This is a genomic window from Beggiatoa leptomitoformis (assembly GCF_001305575.3).
GTDB lineage: Bacteria > Pseudomonadota > Gammaproteobacteria > Beggiatoales > Beggiatoaceae > Beggiatoa > Beggiatoa leptomitoformis.
Genome location: NZ_CP012373.2, coordinates 2,778,362 through 2,794,363 on the forward strand (window position 1 = coordinate 2,778,362; position 16,002 = coordinate 2,794,363).

12 protein-coding genes are annotated in these 16,002 nt (G+C 41.0%); 2 read left to right on the top strand and 10 right to left on the bottom strand.

What is annotated here, in order from left to right:
* Positions 1 to 6: 6 nt before the first annotated feature.
* The 6 genes from AL038_RS11730 to AL038_RS11755 form a co-directional block, all read right to left on the bottom strand.
* Positions 7 to 4,338 (bottom strand): Hpt domain-containing protein, encoded by a 4,332-nt coding sequence (locus AL038_RS11730; RefSeq protein WP_145917103.1) that lies wholly within the window; start codon positions 4,336 to 4,338, stop codon positions 7 to 9.
* Positions 4,339 to 4,366: 28 nt separating this feature from the next.
* Positions 4,367 to 6,046 carry a FimL-related protein gene (locus tag AL038_RS11735; protein WP_062153037.1) on the bottom strand — a complete coding sequence of 560 codons (1,680 nt, stop codon included), beginning with the start codon at positions 6,044 to 6,046 and terminating at the stop codon, positions 4,367 to 4,369.
* 84 nt (positions 6,047 to 6,130) lie between these two features.
* Positions 6,131 to 8,212 (bottom strand): methyl-accepting chemotaxis protein, encoded by a 2,082-nt coding sequence (locus AL038_RS18570; protein ID WP_062153039.1) that lies wholly within the window; start codon positions 8,210 to 8,212, stop codon positions 6,131 to 6,133.
* A gap of 124 nt (positions 8,213 to 8,336) precedes the next feature.
* Complete coding sequence (locus AL038_RS11745) at positions 8,337 to 8,987, bottom strand: chemotaxis protein CheW (protein WP_062153041.1); 651 nt, start codon at positions 8,985 to 8,987, stop codon at positions 8,337 to 8,339.
* A gap of 30 nt (positions 8,988 to 9,017) precedes the next feature.
* Entirely contained in the window at positions 9,018 to 9,380 is a 363-nt protein-coding gene (locus tag AL038_RS11750) for a response regulator (protein WP_062153043.1), read from the bottom strand.
* 41 nt (positions 9,381 to 9,421) lie between these two features.
* On the bottom strand, positions 9,422 to 9,826 hold the full coding sequence (locus AL038_RS11755) for a response regulator (protein ID WP_062153045.1): 405 nt from the start codon (positions 9,824 to 9,826) through the stop codon (positions 9,422 to 9,424).
* A 500-nt stretch (positions 9,827 to 10,326) separates the two neighbouring features.
* Between AL038_RS11755 and AL038_RS11760 the strand changes: the two genes are divergently transcribed.
* Positions 10,327 to 11,688, top strand: coding sequence for an adenosylmethionine--8-amino-7-oxononanoate transaminase (locus AL038_RS11760; protein ID WP_062153047.1), 1,362 nt, complete (start codon positions 10,327 to 10,329; stop codon positions 11,686 to 11,688).
* A gap of 64 nt (positions 11,689 to 11,752) precedes the next feature.
* On the opposite strand, the gene AL038_RS11765 is transcribed toward AL038_RS11760, so the two are convergent.
* Complete coding sequence (locus AL038_RS11765) at positions 11,753 to 12,637, bottom strand: lysophospholipid acyltransferase family protein (RefSeq protein ID WP_062153049.1); 885 nt, start codon at positions 12,635 to 12,637, stop codon at positions 11,753 to 11,755.
* Complete coding sequence (locus AL038_RS11770; protein WP_062153051.1) at positions 12,638 to 12,913, bottom strand: hypothetical protein; 276 nt, start codon at positions 12,911 to 12,913, stop codon at positions 12,638 to 12,640.
* A gap of 116 nt (positions 12,914 to 13,029) precedes the next feature.
* On the opposite strand from AL038_RS11770, the gene AL038_RS11775 reads away from it, so the two are divergent.
* Positions 13,030 to 14,145 (top strand): sensor histidine kinase, encoded by a 1,116-nt coding sequence (locus AL038_RS11775; RefSeq protein WP_236839376.1) that lies wholly within the window; start codon positions 13,030 to 13,032, stop codon positions 14,143 to 14,145.
* Between the two features lie 9 nt (positions 14,146 to 14,154).
* On the opposite strand, the gene AL038_RS11780 is transcribed toward AL038_RS11775, so the two are convergent.
* A complete protein-coding gene (locus AL038_RS11780; RefSeq protein WP_062153055.1) occupies positions 14,155 to 15,156 on the bottom strand; it encodes a glycosyltransferase family 4 protein in 1,002 nt (333 codons plus the stop codon).
* On the bottom strand, positions 15,113 to 15,931 hold the full coding sequence (locus AL038_RS11785) for a UDP-2,3-diacylglucosamine diphosphatase (RefSeq protein WP_062153056.1): 819 nt from the start codon (positions 15,929 to 15,931) through the stop codon (positions 15,113 to 15,115). The genes AL038_RS11780 and AL038_RS11785 overlap by 44 nt, the downstream gene beginning before the upstream one ends.
* Positions 15,932 to 16,002: the final 71 nt, after the last annotated feature.

Below are 16,002 nucleotides of genomic sequence, written 5' to 3' on the forward strand. Positions count from 1 at the left end.
TACAAATTAGTGCGACACATTAGCAGAGGTACTAGCGGATTCTGCAAGTAAGGTATTAATATTGTCCAACAATTCTGTTTCATTAAAAGGCTTACCCAAATAACGATTAATCCCAATTTTTTCTGCACGGTCGCGGTGTTTTGTGCCTGTGCGTGAGGTAATCATGATAATGGGTATATGTTTCCACGTTGGATTATTACGCACTTGCGTTGCAAGTTCATAACCATCCATACGCGGCATTTCTACGTCTAATAACATTAGGTCTGGTGTATGTTCTTGTAATTGTGCGATTGCATCAACACCGTCTTTTGCTGTTAAAACTTCCATTCCTTGTCGTTTTAGTAGCCGCGCGGTGACTTTACGCACGGTGATTGAGTCATCAACCACCATAATAGTTTTAATCGCTAAGGGTTTTTCTTCAACAATCGTTTCATGCAGAATAGATTTTTGTCGTTGTTGTTCGTATTGAGGGGTGGTATCTGCACGGGTGATTGTAGGAATATCCAAAATTAACACGACACGCCCATCACCTAAGATAGTTGCTCCAGCAATCCAACGGATTGTACCAATCTGAATACCAACAGATTTAACAACAATTTCTTTGCTACCTTCAATACCATCAACTAATAATGCAATTCGACGGTCACCTGTTCGAACCAATAACATGGGCACAAGGTTTGAGTCGATAGTGGCATTTCTGCCCACACCCAACAATTCACCTAAATGGAAAATACGATAACTATTATCCATATACTTATAGTGATGAGGTTCATCCGTGTTGTGAAATACAACCTCTTGTCGAGGTGCACGCATCACAGCATCAACATGGTTTAATGGCACGGCCATTGTTTCTTCACCAACATGTACCATAAGTGCTTGTGTGATGGTTAAGGAAAGTGGCAGACGCACCTCAAATAGTGTTCCCTCTCCCATTTTGGAATGAATTTGTAGGCTACCACCGAGCTGTTTAATTTCGGTACTCACAACATCCATTCCCACTCCACGCCCAGAAACTTGGGTAATCTTAGTTGCTGTACTGAAAGAGGGTTCAAGGATAAACTGCATCAATTCTTGATCACTGACAACCGCCCCCGGTTGAATCATTTTGCGCTCTTCTGCTTTTTTGCGAATAGCGGATAGATTCAATCCTGCTCCATCATCAGATACTTTAACGATTAACTCAGCACCTTCACGAGATATATCAATCGTCACTGTTGCCGCTGGTGGTTTTCCTTGTTGTTGACGGATTTGTGGTTCTTCTACTCCGTGTCCAATCGCGTTGCGTAACATGTGTTCTAAAGGCGCGACAACCCGATTCAATACGGTTCTTTCAAACTCTATAGATTCACCTTTAACAATAAATTCAACCTGTTTTCGCAACTCACGCGCGGTGAGACGGGAAATCCGTTGTAATCGCGGAGAAATTCGAGAAAACGGTACCATCCGTGTGCGTAGAATCCCTTCTTGTAATTCTGCGCCAATCCGACTTTGTTGAATTAACAGTGCGTCACTTTGGCGAGCAAGGATTTTTAACGCATCTTGGATATTAAATAAGTCATTAATGGTTTCCATCAAGCTACGTGATAATTGTTGTAAAACAGAAAAACGGTCTAACTCTAACGGGTCAAATTCCCCGTTGTCTTCCATTTCATCAGAATAATGCGAGATAATTTGTGCTTCAGTTTCAATTTCTAAGCGTCGTAATTGGTCACGCAAACGGGCAACGGTTTGTTCCATTTCAGACAGGTTATTTTTAACAGACCCCTGTTGTTGCTCCATGTGTGCGCGAGAAATAGACAATTCTCCCGCTAAATTAGTCAGTTTATCAATGAGCGTTACACGAACACGAATACGGTCTTCACCGTTTTCTGTCATCTCTGCTTCACGTTCTGCTCGTTCAGCTTTTGCCTCTTCTTCTTCGTTAATCTCGGCTTTTTGGGCTGCATTTATGTCAGGTATGGAAGGTGTTGTTACTGTTGGTGTGGTTGTTGCCATTGGCACGTTATGTTCTTCTTCATCCGCACCAACGGTTTCCTTGATTTGAGTAATCAAATCCACAGGCATATCTAAAGCAACACCTGAACGTACCGCTTCTAACATAGCAGCTAGTTCGTCAACACTATTTTGTACAATATCTTGTAAACGCGAACTTGACTGTGCATTGCCTTCAACAATCCGTGTTAAAACAGATTCTAAGTGATGGCTCAAGTCTCCCATGGGTACAATACCAACCATGCGCGCGCCACCTTTCAATGTATGCAGTTCACGTTGCAATTCTTTTAACAACTGCATGTTATTTGGCGCGTTTTTCCAACGTTCAATCAGTGCTTGTGTGTTTTCTAATATTTCTTCGGCTTCTTCAAGAAATATGGCCATAAATTCATCGGCAGCTTCTGCCGTGTCGGGTACAAACCCTGTAGCTGAATTTGTAGTTGGTTCTACAGCCATTTGTGAAGGAAGTGTTTTTTGCGCAATTTGAATTTTATGCAATACGGCTTTTTGTTGGGCGACATCCATAACACCATTTTCAACTAAATTTTCAATCAGTTGGGCAGCCTCTTCAAAAAGTTTAATAGTTTCAATAGATAAGGGTAGTTTCCGTTCGGCTAAGGCACGCGCGTAACTTTCCATTGGGGCAGCAACATCAGAAATATTGATAATATCTACGCTACGTGAACTACCATTAAGCGTATGAAATGCACGGATAATATCTTGTTCAATAGGTGCATTTAAATTGGTTTTGTGAAAGGTAATCGATTGTTTGAGCGTTTCTAGGTGTGTAACGGCTTCATTCTTAAAAATGGTGAACAGAATCGGGTCAATCTCATCCGTTTCTTGTGTATCCGTATTTTCTATTAATGTTTTATTAGCAATACGTCCTGCAAGTAATGCTTGTTCAGCAAGCCTATCATCTTCCTGCATGACATCTTCAGAAAATGCGTCTAAATTTGGCAATTCACCTAATTCATCATTAGGCTCTTCAGCAGAAGCCAGATAGTCTTCGCCTATTGCATCTAAATCGGCAAATTCTTCTGGTTCTTCACTAATAGCTTCTAAATCAGGCAATTCAGCGGATTCTTCAGCAGAAGCCAGATAGTCTTCGCCTATTGCATCTAAATCGGCAAATTCTTCTGGTTCTTCACTAATAACTTCTAAATCAGGTAATTCAGCGGATTCTTCAGCAGAGGCCAGATAGTCTTCGCCTATTGCATCTAAATCGGCAAGTTCTTCTGGTTCTTCATTAAGAGCTTCTAAATCAGGTAATTCAGTAGATTCTTCAGCAGAAGCCAGATAGTCTTCGCCTATTGCATCTAAATCGGCAAGTTCTTCTGGTTCTTCATTAAGAGCTTCTAAATCAGGTAATTCAGCGGATTCTTCAGTAGAAGCCAGATAGTCTTCACCTATTGCATCTAAATCGGCAAGTTCTTCTGGTTCTTCACTAATAGCTTCTAAATCAGGTAATTCAGTGGGTTCTTCCGCAGAAGCCAGATAGTCTTCGCCTATTGCATCTAAATCGGCAAGTTCTTCTGGTTCTTCACTAATAGCTTCTAAATCAGGTAATTCAGTGGGTTCTTCAGCAGAAGCCAGATAGTCTTCGCCTATTGCATCTAAATCGGCAAGTTCTTCTGGTTCTTCATTAAGAGCTTCTAAATCAGGTAGTTCGGCGGATTCTTCAGCAGAAGTCAGATAGTCTTCGCCTATTGCATCTAAATCGGCAAGTTCTTCTGGTTCTTCACTAAAGTCTTCTGAATCGGTGTTTGCAATAGGTGATTTGTTGTCTGTTGCAGATGACACATTTTCAGCGGATTTTTCAATAGGTTCAGATTCAGTAACATCACCAAATTCACCTATACTTTTCCCTTTAGTTTGAGTAAGGTAGTCCGCTTGAGAAATGAGTACTAGCGCGTCATGAGAAGAGGAATCACCATTGCTAAACTGTTCTATTAAATCAGGTATAATAGTTTTTGCTTGCTCGATTAAGCTAAAAACCCTTTGATTAGGTGAAAACGAATTATCAAGCAGACGATTCATCATATTCTCAAATCGCCAACCTAATTCGCCGATAACAGTTGCTCCAACTAAACGTCCACTACCTTTTAGTGTATGGAAATTGCGTCTTAGCGTTTTTAATGACTCTGTATCCGCAGGATCTGAACGCCACGCATCAAAGCTGGTCTCAATTTCCCCAAGCACCTCGCCTACTTCTTCAACAAAAATCTCAAGAATTTCTTCATCGACTTCAGTTGATGGCGTTTGTTCTGGAATCTCAATCAGTTTCATGTCAGTCAGTAACCAGTTAGCAATGGGAGGAATACGCTGTGCCGTACACGTAAACAAGGGGATATTTGCTGCCCCCTTACGTGATTCATTGTTTTACCAGCACACTGAGGCGTTGTTGCGTCAAGTCCAGAATATGCTTCGCGTCCATTGGATTACCCGCGAGTGTGTCTAAATACAACTCTATACTCAAAAGCGCGTCGGCTAGTGCTTTCAACTGTTCTTCAGGTGGAACAATACCGTCTTTTATAAAGGTTTTCACAATATAGTTGTTACAGTACGCAAGTAGTTTCGCAGCACGCTCATGTGACATGAGCGCAAGGAAACCTTGTACCTGTTTTAAACGCTCAGGGACATCCATCAGTGTTTCATCTTGTGTTTTGTTGTCTATAAAAGTGACTATAGGATGAATAACCTGATTTAAATCTGTTTTTGCCTCGTTGACAGCAACGCTCAATACGATACCAAATTGGGGTGTTTCTGCAAATTCTGTATCTGGACTTTGTTGTAAACGTTGACGTGCGTGTACACCTTGTACGGCTAAAATATCCAGCGCGGAATCCGTTTTCAACAGTGCATTTGCGATTTCCAACATGGTGGTCAAATTAGCTGGGCGACGTTCTTCACAAATTTCTTGAATGAGTGCTGCTTGGGTCAACATGGATTTCCGTTGCATCATCAATCCTAAAAGTCCCAAAGTATTTGCCATATCACGCAACATACCAACTAATGGGGCTAACTCGGAAACCGAAGGATTATCCGCACGATTAAAAATATCCAACGTTTCTTCTATGCGTGCAAAGTCATCTTTAATTAATTTAACAACGATTTTAATTAACTCAATATCTGGACCTGAAAAGATAAGACGTGTTGTTTGTAACACGTTCTCGGTAGGAAGATAATCAGCTAAGTTGAATGTGCTTTTTACTGCGGTGATTTGTTTGCCTGTAGAGCGTGCTTGTGCTGCAAAATAGAGCAGGTTTATCATCAATGGTTTAGGTGGAATGAGACGCAGTGAGGCATTGCCATGGTCAACCATCTGTTTCAATAAACCATCCATTTGTTTAAACGCAGTAATTAGGTTGTTATTTAATGCCAGCCCTTTTTGCAACAGTGCTTCCAATACGCCCTCGGTTATCCACCACACTTTGTTTAGTGGTGCATTTCCTGTTATTTGTTGCATTTTTTGCATAACGCTGTATAGCAATTTTAGGGCATCAGCAGGTTCTTGCGGTGTTTTTAGCAGTACCATTAATGCTTTTTGATAAGTTGCGCGCATTTGATTGATATATGGCTTAAATTTATCATCAGCCAATTTTGGCGTGTTAGCAACAGGAGGTAGCGTAACAGAAACATCAGGTGTAAACAGTGTTAATGCGGACAAAACAGGTTGTTGTCGCAACACCCGTAGTTCATTAAGTAATGGCAATAAAGCAAGCGGCATATCTCGTTGGATAATTGCGAGATGGTCTAAATAATTGGGTAATTGAACTAACCCACGCATCAAAATATCGTAGGTTTTTTCGCTGTTTTCGATTTTACCAATAAGCAACGTTTTGATTGTAAGTTCTAAATCCTGAACCAATAAACCAGCAGTCTGAAGTTCTAACATATTGAGTACCCCACGAATTTCGTGCAGCCACACAATACATTGTTGTAAAGGGGCTTTGTCGTTGGGGTTTTCAACGAATTGTTCTAATGCCTGACGTGTTTGTTTCAGGCTTTCGTCAATCGTTACTTTCACCCAAGTGAGGGCGGAATGTCTCATTTCAGTTACCAGTTAATGTTGAGAGAATAGTGAACAATGTGGTTATATTTATTCATAAAACCTGATAATCACAGCCATTAATGATTATTGGTTCAGCAGTTCGCTCATTTCCATGATTTCTTGCATTGCTTGGTCAGGTAGTTTGAAACCAGCCACAGAATTACGTAATTCATTAGCCAGTTTTGCCAATCGTTCAATAGCTGCCGCTGTTTCGTTTGTCCCTTGTGATGCTTGGGTTGTAATTTCTTGGATAATTGTCATTGTGCCAGAAATATTAGATGCAACAGCTGCTTGTGTACGCGACGTTTGTGAAATATTTTCAATCTGATTGGCCAATTGAACCGATACTTTTTCAATTTCGGTAAGTGATTCGCCCGCTCGTTCCGCAATTTTTGCACCTGCAACAACACCTGAGGTGCTTTGTTCCATTGAACTGACAGCTTCGTTTGTATCACCTTGAATAGTTTTAACTAAGGCATCAATCTGTTTGGTAGCATTGCCTGAGCGTTCTGCTAAGCGTTGTACTTCATCAGCAACAACAGCAAATCCACGCCCTGCTTCACCTGCCATTGCGGCTTGAATAGCAGCATTGAGTGCCAGAATATTGGTCTGGTCTGCAATGTCGTCAATCAAACCAACGATTTCACCAATTTCTTGTGAGCTTTCACCCAGCCGTTTAATGCGTTTGGACGTTTCTTGAATTTGTTCGCGAATCGCGTCCATGCCTGTGATGGTATCTTGTACGGCTTTCGCGCCTTTACTGGCAATTTCTACTGATTTTTTAGCAACTTCGGCTGATTCTACTGCGTTGGCAGAGACTTTCTTTACTGAGTTTGCCATTCCAATAATGGCTTGTCCTGCTTTGGCAATTTGTTGTGCTTGGCGTTCACTGGCTTGTATGAGTTGTGCGGCAATGCCCCGAGTACTTTGGGCGGCTGCATTAACTTGCATAGCTGTTTTGTTAATTTTAACGATTAACTCACGCAATGCTTCAATTGAGTAGTTAATTGCATCAGCAATTGCACCTGTAAAATCTTCGGTCACTGTTGCGTTAATGGTTAGGTCGCCATCAGCAAGGTCGGCAATTTCACTAAGCAAACGTAGGATTGCTTCTTGGTTACGTTGGTTTGTACGTTGGCTTTCTTCCAAGCGTTGTTTGGTTTCTAATGCTCGCACTTTATTACTAAGAATAATAAGTGTTCCAAGCAACATCAGCATGATAAAGACTATAATTGCTAAGACGATACCTAAACGGGAAGAGACAAAACGAGATTCAATGACCTTGTTGTAATCTGAGGATAATTGTTCAACACTGGTTAATAATGCAGGATTAGCATCCATGATGGCTTGTTGCGCATCTTTGGCATCAAACAATTTGTCTGAGTTATCTAAGAAGTCTTCAATTTTTCCAATGTTTGTTGTGAATGATGTGGATAACACTTCTATTGCTTTGCGTGCAATAGGGTCAGTCATCGCTTGCACTTCGTCATTCCCTTCTAGCAGTGCAGATAAGGTATCACTGAATGCACTGATATCATCGCCTAGTTGTAAATCAGCGTTGATGGCATCCGCATCTCCTCTAAAAGCGACTCGAATGCTGTTTGAAATACGTTCTAACAGCATGAGTAAGCGGGTAGCACGATACATTTGGTTCGGTGTCGCGCCCGCAGCACTCATTGCATTGAGCATTTCTTCAGTTTCACTAACTAGGTTAGTCGTAACTTGGGTTAATTCACCAAATTGTAGATACAATCGTGTAACAGCTTCACGGGTCAACAAGAGTTGTGAGACGCTGCTATCAATTCCTTGCCAAAATTTGCTGAGGTTATTGAGTGTTACAATGGCTTCTTCAGGTGTAGCAGGCATACCTGTTTCAGTATTGCCATCCGTTAGAAGTTTTATGTGATGTTGTAATTCTGCACGGACTTTTTCTACGGTAACAAAACCAACATCATCTCCACGCGCGGCAAATGCAGCGTTTTGGGTTAATTGTTGGGAAAGAAGCCGTAGTTGGGTAACGTGTCCCAAGTATTCTTCATCATATTTATTATCAATAGCAACCCGCGTGAATGTTGCCGCCATTAGAACAAACGACACCATTAAAATGCCAATTAGGGCAAATAGCCACGCATTCGTATTAGCGATTGTATTCAGTGAGAATTTCATGGCTATATTTTACCTCCGCTGGACAGGGAAACGGGTGTGGGAAGAGAACGGTTAGGATAGTTACGAGGCATAATGGCATATCCAATACTTTTGAAGTCATTTGTAAACTGGTTTGTACTCATTTTTAGAGAGCCGCCCTTAAAAACACTTCGCTTTCTGCGAGAGCGTGCATGTCAAAAATTGTCCAGATACTGTCTTCTTCGGTAAACATACCTTTGGCAAAAGGAGTAAGCCAAGCATCTTTACAAGGTGTGTCTGTATCTTTGATTTCTTCTGGAAAATGCTTGATCCCTAGCACTTCGTCAACCACCAAGCCTGCAGAAATGCCAGCCTGATTGATAATGACAAGGCGAGTACAATTTTCTATCGGTGTCGCCTTACCATCTAAACAAGCCTGTAAGTCAACAATAGGTAAGAGCAGTCCGCGAATATTTGCTAATCCTTTTACCCAGCCTTTTGCACCAGGTACTTTTGCTAGATAAGTTGGATAAGGAAGTATTTCACGAATTTCACTTAGTGGTGTAACAAGAGGGGTGTTACCCACGCGAAAAGCAATACCGCGCCAGATTTGTTGCACTTTTTCTTGGCGTGGTATGCCGCGTGCTTTTTGCTTTGCTCGCCTTTCTAATTCCTGCAACCACTGAAAAGGGGTTTGCGCCATCGTATTCGGCATACTAAAGACCTTGCTCACAGGTAACGATTGTTTTTCTGTTTGCCAGCGTCGCCAGCGTGGATTAAAACGGTTTTTATCATGGATGGCATGTAATTGGAGCATAATACTCCGTTCACGTTAAGCCTTGGTTAATTAACCGATGAGTTTTTTTACGGTTGCGAGCAGTTCCGCCTGTTTGACAGGTTTTACTAAAAATTCTTTCGCCCCCTGCATTAGTCCCCATGCACGGTCACTTTCCATATCCTTAGAAGAAACGATAATAACGGGTATAGATTTTGTCTCTTCGCTTTTAGTAATCTTGCGGGTTGCCTGAAAACCATTCAGTCCCGGCATGACTACATCCATGATGATTAAGTTAGGCTTAATCTCTTTCGCTTTCTGTATGCCTTCTTCACCATTAGAGGCTTCGGATGTTTGATACCCCTGCGATTCCAGAATATTCTTGACGAGGTAGGCATCTGTAGGTGAATCATCCACAATAAGTATATGTGCCATACCTTTTAGTCTCTTGAGCTTTCACGAATAACCATCAAGTCTTAAGATTGTGTTTTGGCATCCACCACATACGATTTAATCGTACTTAGTAGTTCCTCACGTGTAAACGGCTTAGTCATGTAGTGGTCTGCACCCACAATCCTACTGCGCGCGCGTTCAAACAATCCATCTTTACTAGATAGCATGACTATCGGTATTTTTTTAAAGACGGGATTATTCTTTATCAAGGCACAGGTTTGATACCCATCAAGGCGTGGCATCATAATATCAACAAAGATGATATTAGGTTGACATTCCATTACCTTAGATAAAGATTCGAAACCGTCTGTTGCGGTAAACACCTCGCAACCCGCTTTTTTTAGTAAAGTTTCAGCGGTACGCCGAATTGTCTTACTGTCATCTATAACGACAACCTTGATACCTTCGAATTCGTTTTCAGTGCTCACTGGTTACTTGCCCATGCTAGACGAGAACATTCAACTTCCCCATTCACTCTACCTGATACCTTTCTAAACGTATATAGTTAGGTCTTGAAATTAATGGGGGTAAACTGGAAAAACTATCAGGGAATTTACTCAACTGAAAGCATACAGCAATAACAACTTTCTACTCGACTTAAAGCATATCACAAAATATAGAATTTAACACTAATTTCAATGGTCTTGTTAAAACTCTTAAAGTATATTGTTATGAGTGTTTAAAATTATGGGATTAATCCCTTGCTTTTAGCCGTTATCTAGTTGAGTTAACTGTTACTGTCAACAGTCTCATTCCCACGTAAACAATTGGAAATCTACTCACTTTATGGTTTATCGTCAAGCTATACGAGATTGATTATGCCTGCAAAGAAACCAATTGTAAGCGATTCATTGTATCTTAGTTTGTCTGTAAATATGAGTCTATTTTTACAATTTTTTATTTATCTATTGGATATATAAACATAATTATGCGTCATTCAGCAAATACAGCTTTTATGCAACGTGATTTAAAAGTGTTGTGGCATCCTTGCACACAGATGAAAGATCACGAGGACATTTTACCATTGATTCCGATTAAATGTGGATCGGGGGTTTGGTTAGAAGATTTTACAGGAAAGCGATATTTGGATGCGATTAGTTCTTGGTGGGTCAATTTATTTGGTCATGCTAACCCTCGCATTAATCAAGCAATTCAAGCACAACTTACTCAATTAGAACATGTTATTCTCGCAGGTTTTACGCATGAACCCGTTGTAACGCTATCAGAGCGTTTGATTGCCTTAACCCCTGATGGTTTGACACGCTGTTTTTATGCGGATAATGGCTCTTCTGGTATTGAGGTTGCGATTAAAATGAGCTTTCATTATTGGCTTAATCAAGGTCAAGCTCAAAAAACAAAATTTTTAGTGATACAAGATGGTTATCATGGCGAAACATTGGGCGCGTTAGCGGTGGGCGATGTCGCACTCTATAAACAGATTTATGCCCCGTTACTCATGCAAACAATAACCGCTCCCTCCCCTGCGGGCTGTTATGCTGAAGCGGGAGAATCATATTTTGATTATGCAGAGCGTCAAGCGCAAGCACTGGAGAAAATTGTTGCACAACATGCTGATGAAGTTTGTGCTGTCATTATTGAACCGTTAGTTCAATGCGCGGGCGGAATGCGGATGCATCATCCTCATTATTTAAGTCGCTTACGTGCTATTTGCGACCAATACCAGATACATTTAATTGCCGATGAAATTGCCGTTGGTTTTGGACGAACAGGAACATTATTCGCCTGTGAGCAAGCTGCTATCAGTCCTGATTTTCTCTGTCTATCTAAAGGATTAACAGGGGGTTACTTACCCCTATCTGTTGTATTAACCCATGATTCAATTTATCAAGCTTTTTATGATGATTATCATAAGCTCAGTGCATTTTTACACTCACACAGCTACACGGGGAATCCATTAGCTTGTCAAGCGGCACTGGCTACCTTAGATATTTTTGAAACAGACAATGTTTTGGAAAATAATCAAAAACTAGCGGCGGTTATGTGCGAAGCAACCAAGCCATTACATGACCACCCACATGTTAGTGAAGTCCGTCAACAAGGTATGATTTTAGCCATTGAGCTATGTAAAAACAAAGCAAGCCGCGAATCTTATGACTGGCGAGAACGACGCGGCATTGCAGTCTATCGTCATGCTCTGGAACAAGGTGCATTATTGCGTCCTTTAGGAAACGTTGTTTACTTTATGCCACCTTATGTTATTACACCCGCCGAAATTGAATGGTTAGCAACGGTTGCTTATGCCAGTATTGATTTTGCAACCCGTGATTGAGCCTAATATCAATGTGCAATACACACCAATAATGGTTATTGCGCATTTGTATTTTTTACTTTGATTAATAAACACTTTCCATACCATCGGGCAAGCGTTTAAACCGTTTATAGCCCCATTGATATTGACTAGGGCAGGCGCGAATACAGGACTCAACCCCCTGATTCAACGCATTAACAGCCAAAGATAAATCTTCTGAAGCAATATTGACAGGTGCGGGTAGAAAATGAATGTGAAACCCCGCTCCTTTTGGCAAACGCTCGGCATACGTAAAAATAACGGGAGAATGATTTTTGCGCGCAAAACGAGAGACCAATGTCATCGTGTAAGCGGGATGTTTAAAAAAAGGCGCAAATTCTCCCGTACCGTCTTGATGAGGCACTTGGTCTGGCAAAATGCCTGCAATATCACCCTGTTTTAACGTTTGATATAACGCCCGAATACCCGCTTTATCTGTCGGCACTAAACGTGCGCCAATCTGCTCCCGTCCGCGTTTAATTAAGCTATTCAACCCTGCTCTTTTGGGTGGGCGATACAAACTGGTAATTACATAATGTGCAGAAGCATATAAGCCTGCCATCTCCCAAGAACCCAAATGTGGTGTCAATAAAATTACACCTCTACCTTGCTGAATAGCCTGTTTTAGATAGGTTTCCCCACTTACTTGACGGACTAATGACATAACTCGCTTGGGTGACCAGAGCCAAATAGCACCCAACTCACTCATTGTTTTACAAGTTTCAATCAAACTACTCTGTACAAGTTGTTGTTGCTCTTCAGCAGATAAATCAGGATAACAAAGCGCGATATTTTTACGTGTCACATAAGTGATAGAAGAATTCGGCAGATATCGCAAAATCCGTCCAATAAAAGAGGCAATGGCATGTACTTTGCTGAGGGGAAGTAAGGCAAACACATATAAAAAAAATTTAATTATTAAGTCACGCATTTACTTTCGTTCTGTCACTTTTGATGAAGAGAGAGTGCTTGTTATTGGCGCAAATTTAATTAACCATACGGTATAACCCAATTTAAAAAACAACAATAGAAATGGGGTTATGTGCATAAATAGGTCAACAATATCGATGGGTTTTATCAATGTGCCTAACCACAACATCCTTAATTTTTCAACAACATGAGGCTCTGGTGTAAATGGTGCAAGCCCTAAGGTCAAACATAAAACAACTAGAAATAACCAAGGTAATCTATTTAGCCAACGTAACATAAAATGCCCCTGTCAAAAATAAAAACGAGAATTATGTCCGTTTTATCACATTTGATAAATGGAATACTTAACACTGTTTGATAAATTGTCATATATTTGCATTAGGCTTTTGCAAAATGTGGTCACGCTCTCATTCTTATTCACACCACCAAACAGCAAACGTTATGAACGGGTTTTCCACTAAAGCATTATGCGCGGTAATGTCGCACCCTCTACCAATAAAGTTACAAGACATGTTGCCTGATGATACCAATGTCAAAATGGAACAGTTGTACCGACAAATAAGTGACCTAGAACAGGAAAAAGCTGATTTAGAACTCTTATTAGTGACCACAACAGAACATGCTGACGCATTTGAACGTCAGTTGACAAAAGCACGCGATTCTCTAGAAAGCGAAGTAGATCGCCGTACCCAAGAGTTAGCGGAAAAAAACATTCATTTGCAACGAGAAATTTACGAACGGACTAAAATTGAGGCAGAATTACGGCATTCTCGTGATGTTGCAGAACAAGCCAGTCGTGCAAAATCCTCTTTTCTTGCAAATATGAGCCATGAATTACGTACACCATTAAACGCAATTATTGGCTACAGTGAAATGTTACAAGAAGATATTGCCGATTTAGGCTGCGAAGAATTACTTCCCGATTTACAAAGAATTCAAGGTGCAGGCAAACATCTATTAGGATTGATTAATGATGTACTGGACATTACCAAAATTGAAGCAGGTAAAATGGACGTACACAATGAATCTTTTAACCTGACAGCCGTTATTCAAGATGTATCCGAAACAGTTTTACCCATTGTCCAACATAAAGAAAATCTTCTTGTTGTCGAGCAACATCCTAATGAACTAGGCGAAATTTTTGCCGACCTCACAAAAGTACGGCAGATGTTGCTTAACTTACTCAGTAACGCGGCTAAATTTACCGAGAAGGGTAACATAACCCTCAGTGTGACACGTGCATTAGATAATGAAGGCAAAGAATGGGTGGTTTTTAAAGTAGCCGATCAAGGTATTGGCATGACAACTGAACAAGTAGATAAACTATTTCAACCCTTTACACAAGCAGACAGCTCTACTACCCGCAAATATGGCGGAACAGGGCTAGGACTAGCGATTACAAAACGCTTTGCAGAAATGATGGGGGGAAATGTGATGGTAGAAAGCACGTTAAACAAAGGCAGTATCTTCACTATACGTATGCCAACGCATGTTATCATCGCAAAATGAAACAAAAAACTACTTTTCAATAGGGCACAAATTACTTAAAAACTGCTGTGTACATGTTTGCCACGAATATTGCTCCGCATGATGACGGCAATGTTCCGCAGGAATCGTTAAAGCCTGTTGCACAGCAGTTTCTAAATTCTCATCCAAACAACCCGCGCCTGATTTACCTATCACATCTAAAGGACCAGAAACAGGATAAGCGGCAACAGGCGTTCCTGACGCAAGCGACTCCAGTAAAACCAAGCCAAAAGTATCAGTACGACTTGGAAAAACAAAGACATCCGCTGCTGCATAATAACGCGATAATTCTTCCCCCGTCTTCGCCCCCACAAAACGCACTGTCGGATACTGCTGTTTTAAAGACTCTAATTGCGGACCTTGTCCAACCACATATTTTGTGCCTGCCAAGTTTAACTTCAAAAAAGCCTCAATATTTTTCTCTACTGCAACACGTCCTACATACAACGAAATAGGGCGCGCATCCAACAAAAAACGCTTAGCTTGCGGGCGAAACAACTCAATATCTACACCACGCGACCAAAAGGCCAAATTTTTAAACCCTTGCACTTCCAATTCCTGCCGCAAACTTTGTGTTGCTACCATAACGCGGCTCGATAAGCCATGAAACCAACGTAATAAATGATAGCTCCAACGAATGGGGATACCAAAACGTGCATTGACATATTCAGGGAACTTGGTGTGAAAAGACGTTGTAAACCGTTTTTGCTGTTTGTAACAAAACGAGCGGGCGGACAACCCTAATGGACCTTCCGTTGCTATATGAATCGTGTCAGGATCAAACACACGTATCAGCTCTGCAACCCTAGGAGTCGGACGTAAGGCTAAACGGATTTCAGGATAAGTCGGACACGGAATAGTTTTGAATAAATCAGGTGTTACCATTAAAACCTGATGTCCCATCGACTCTAAAATTTGTTTAGTAGTAAGAAGCGTCCGCACAACCCCATTAATCTGGGGTAACCATGCGTCTGACACAATCAGAATTTTCATGCGTTTGCTTCTCGCGGTGTGGATGCTGATTATCATCTGTCCATTCAACAATAAACAAATCACCATCCCAATCTTCTATTAAGGCGGTACAACTCTCTACCCAATCGCCATCATTACAATATAAAACATCATCAATCATCCGAATTTCGGCTTTATGAATATGTCCACACACAACACCATCCAACTCCCGCCGACGGGCTTCTTCCGCCAACACCTGTTCAAATGCAGTAATAAAATTCACGGCATTTTTAACTTTATGTTTTAAATAAGCGGATAACGACCAATAAGGATAACCCAGTTTACGACGGCAAATATTATAAAAATGGTTCAAACTCAAGACCATTTCGTATGCCCAATCGCCTAACAATGCCAACCAGCGTGCATATTGAATGACCCCATCAAACTGATCACCATGAATAACCAACAAACGGCGACCATCTGCCGTGGTATGCACCATTTCATCAACCACATGAATATCGCCAAAAGTAATATTTAAAAAATGTCGTGCGGCTTCATCATGATTCCCTGGAATAAAAAAGACCTTCGTCCCTTTGCGTGCCTTCCGTAAGACTTTCTGTATCACATCGTTATGCGATTGCGACCAATACCATGATTTCTTTAATCGCCAGCCATCAATAATATCGCCGACCAAATAAAGATATTCAGATTCATGATTCTTTAAGAAATCTAAGAGAAAATCAGCCTTACACCCGCGTGTTCCCAGATGAATATCTGATAACCAAATTGTACGATAATGTTTAATTGGCGGTGTCACAGCACTGACCCTTTTTGGCGAGAAACCTTAACAGTCTTATCGGGCGAGTATCATGACAGTCATGTATTTCA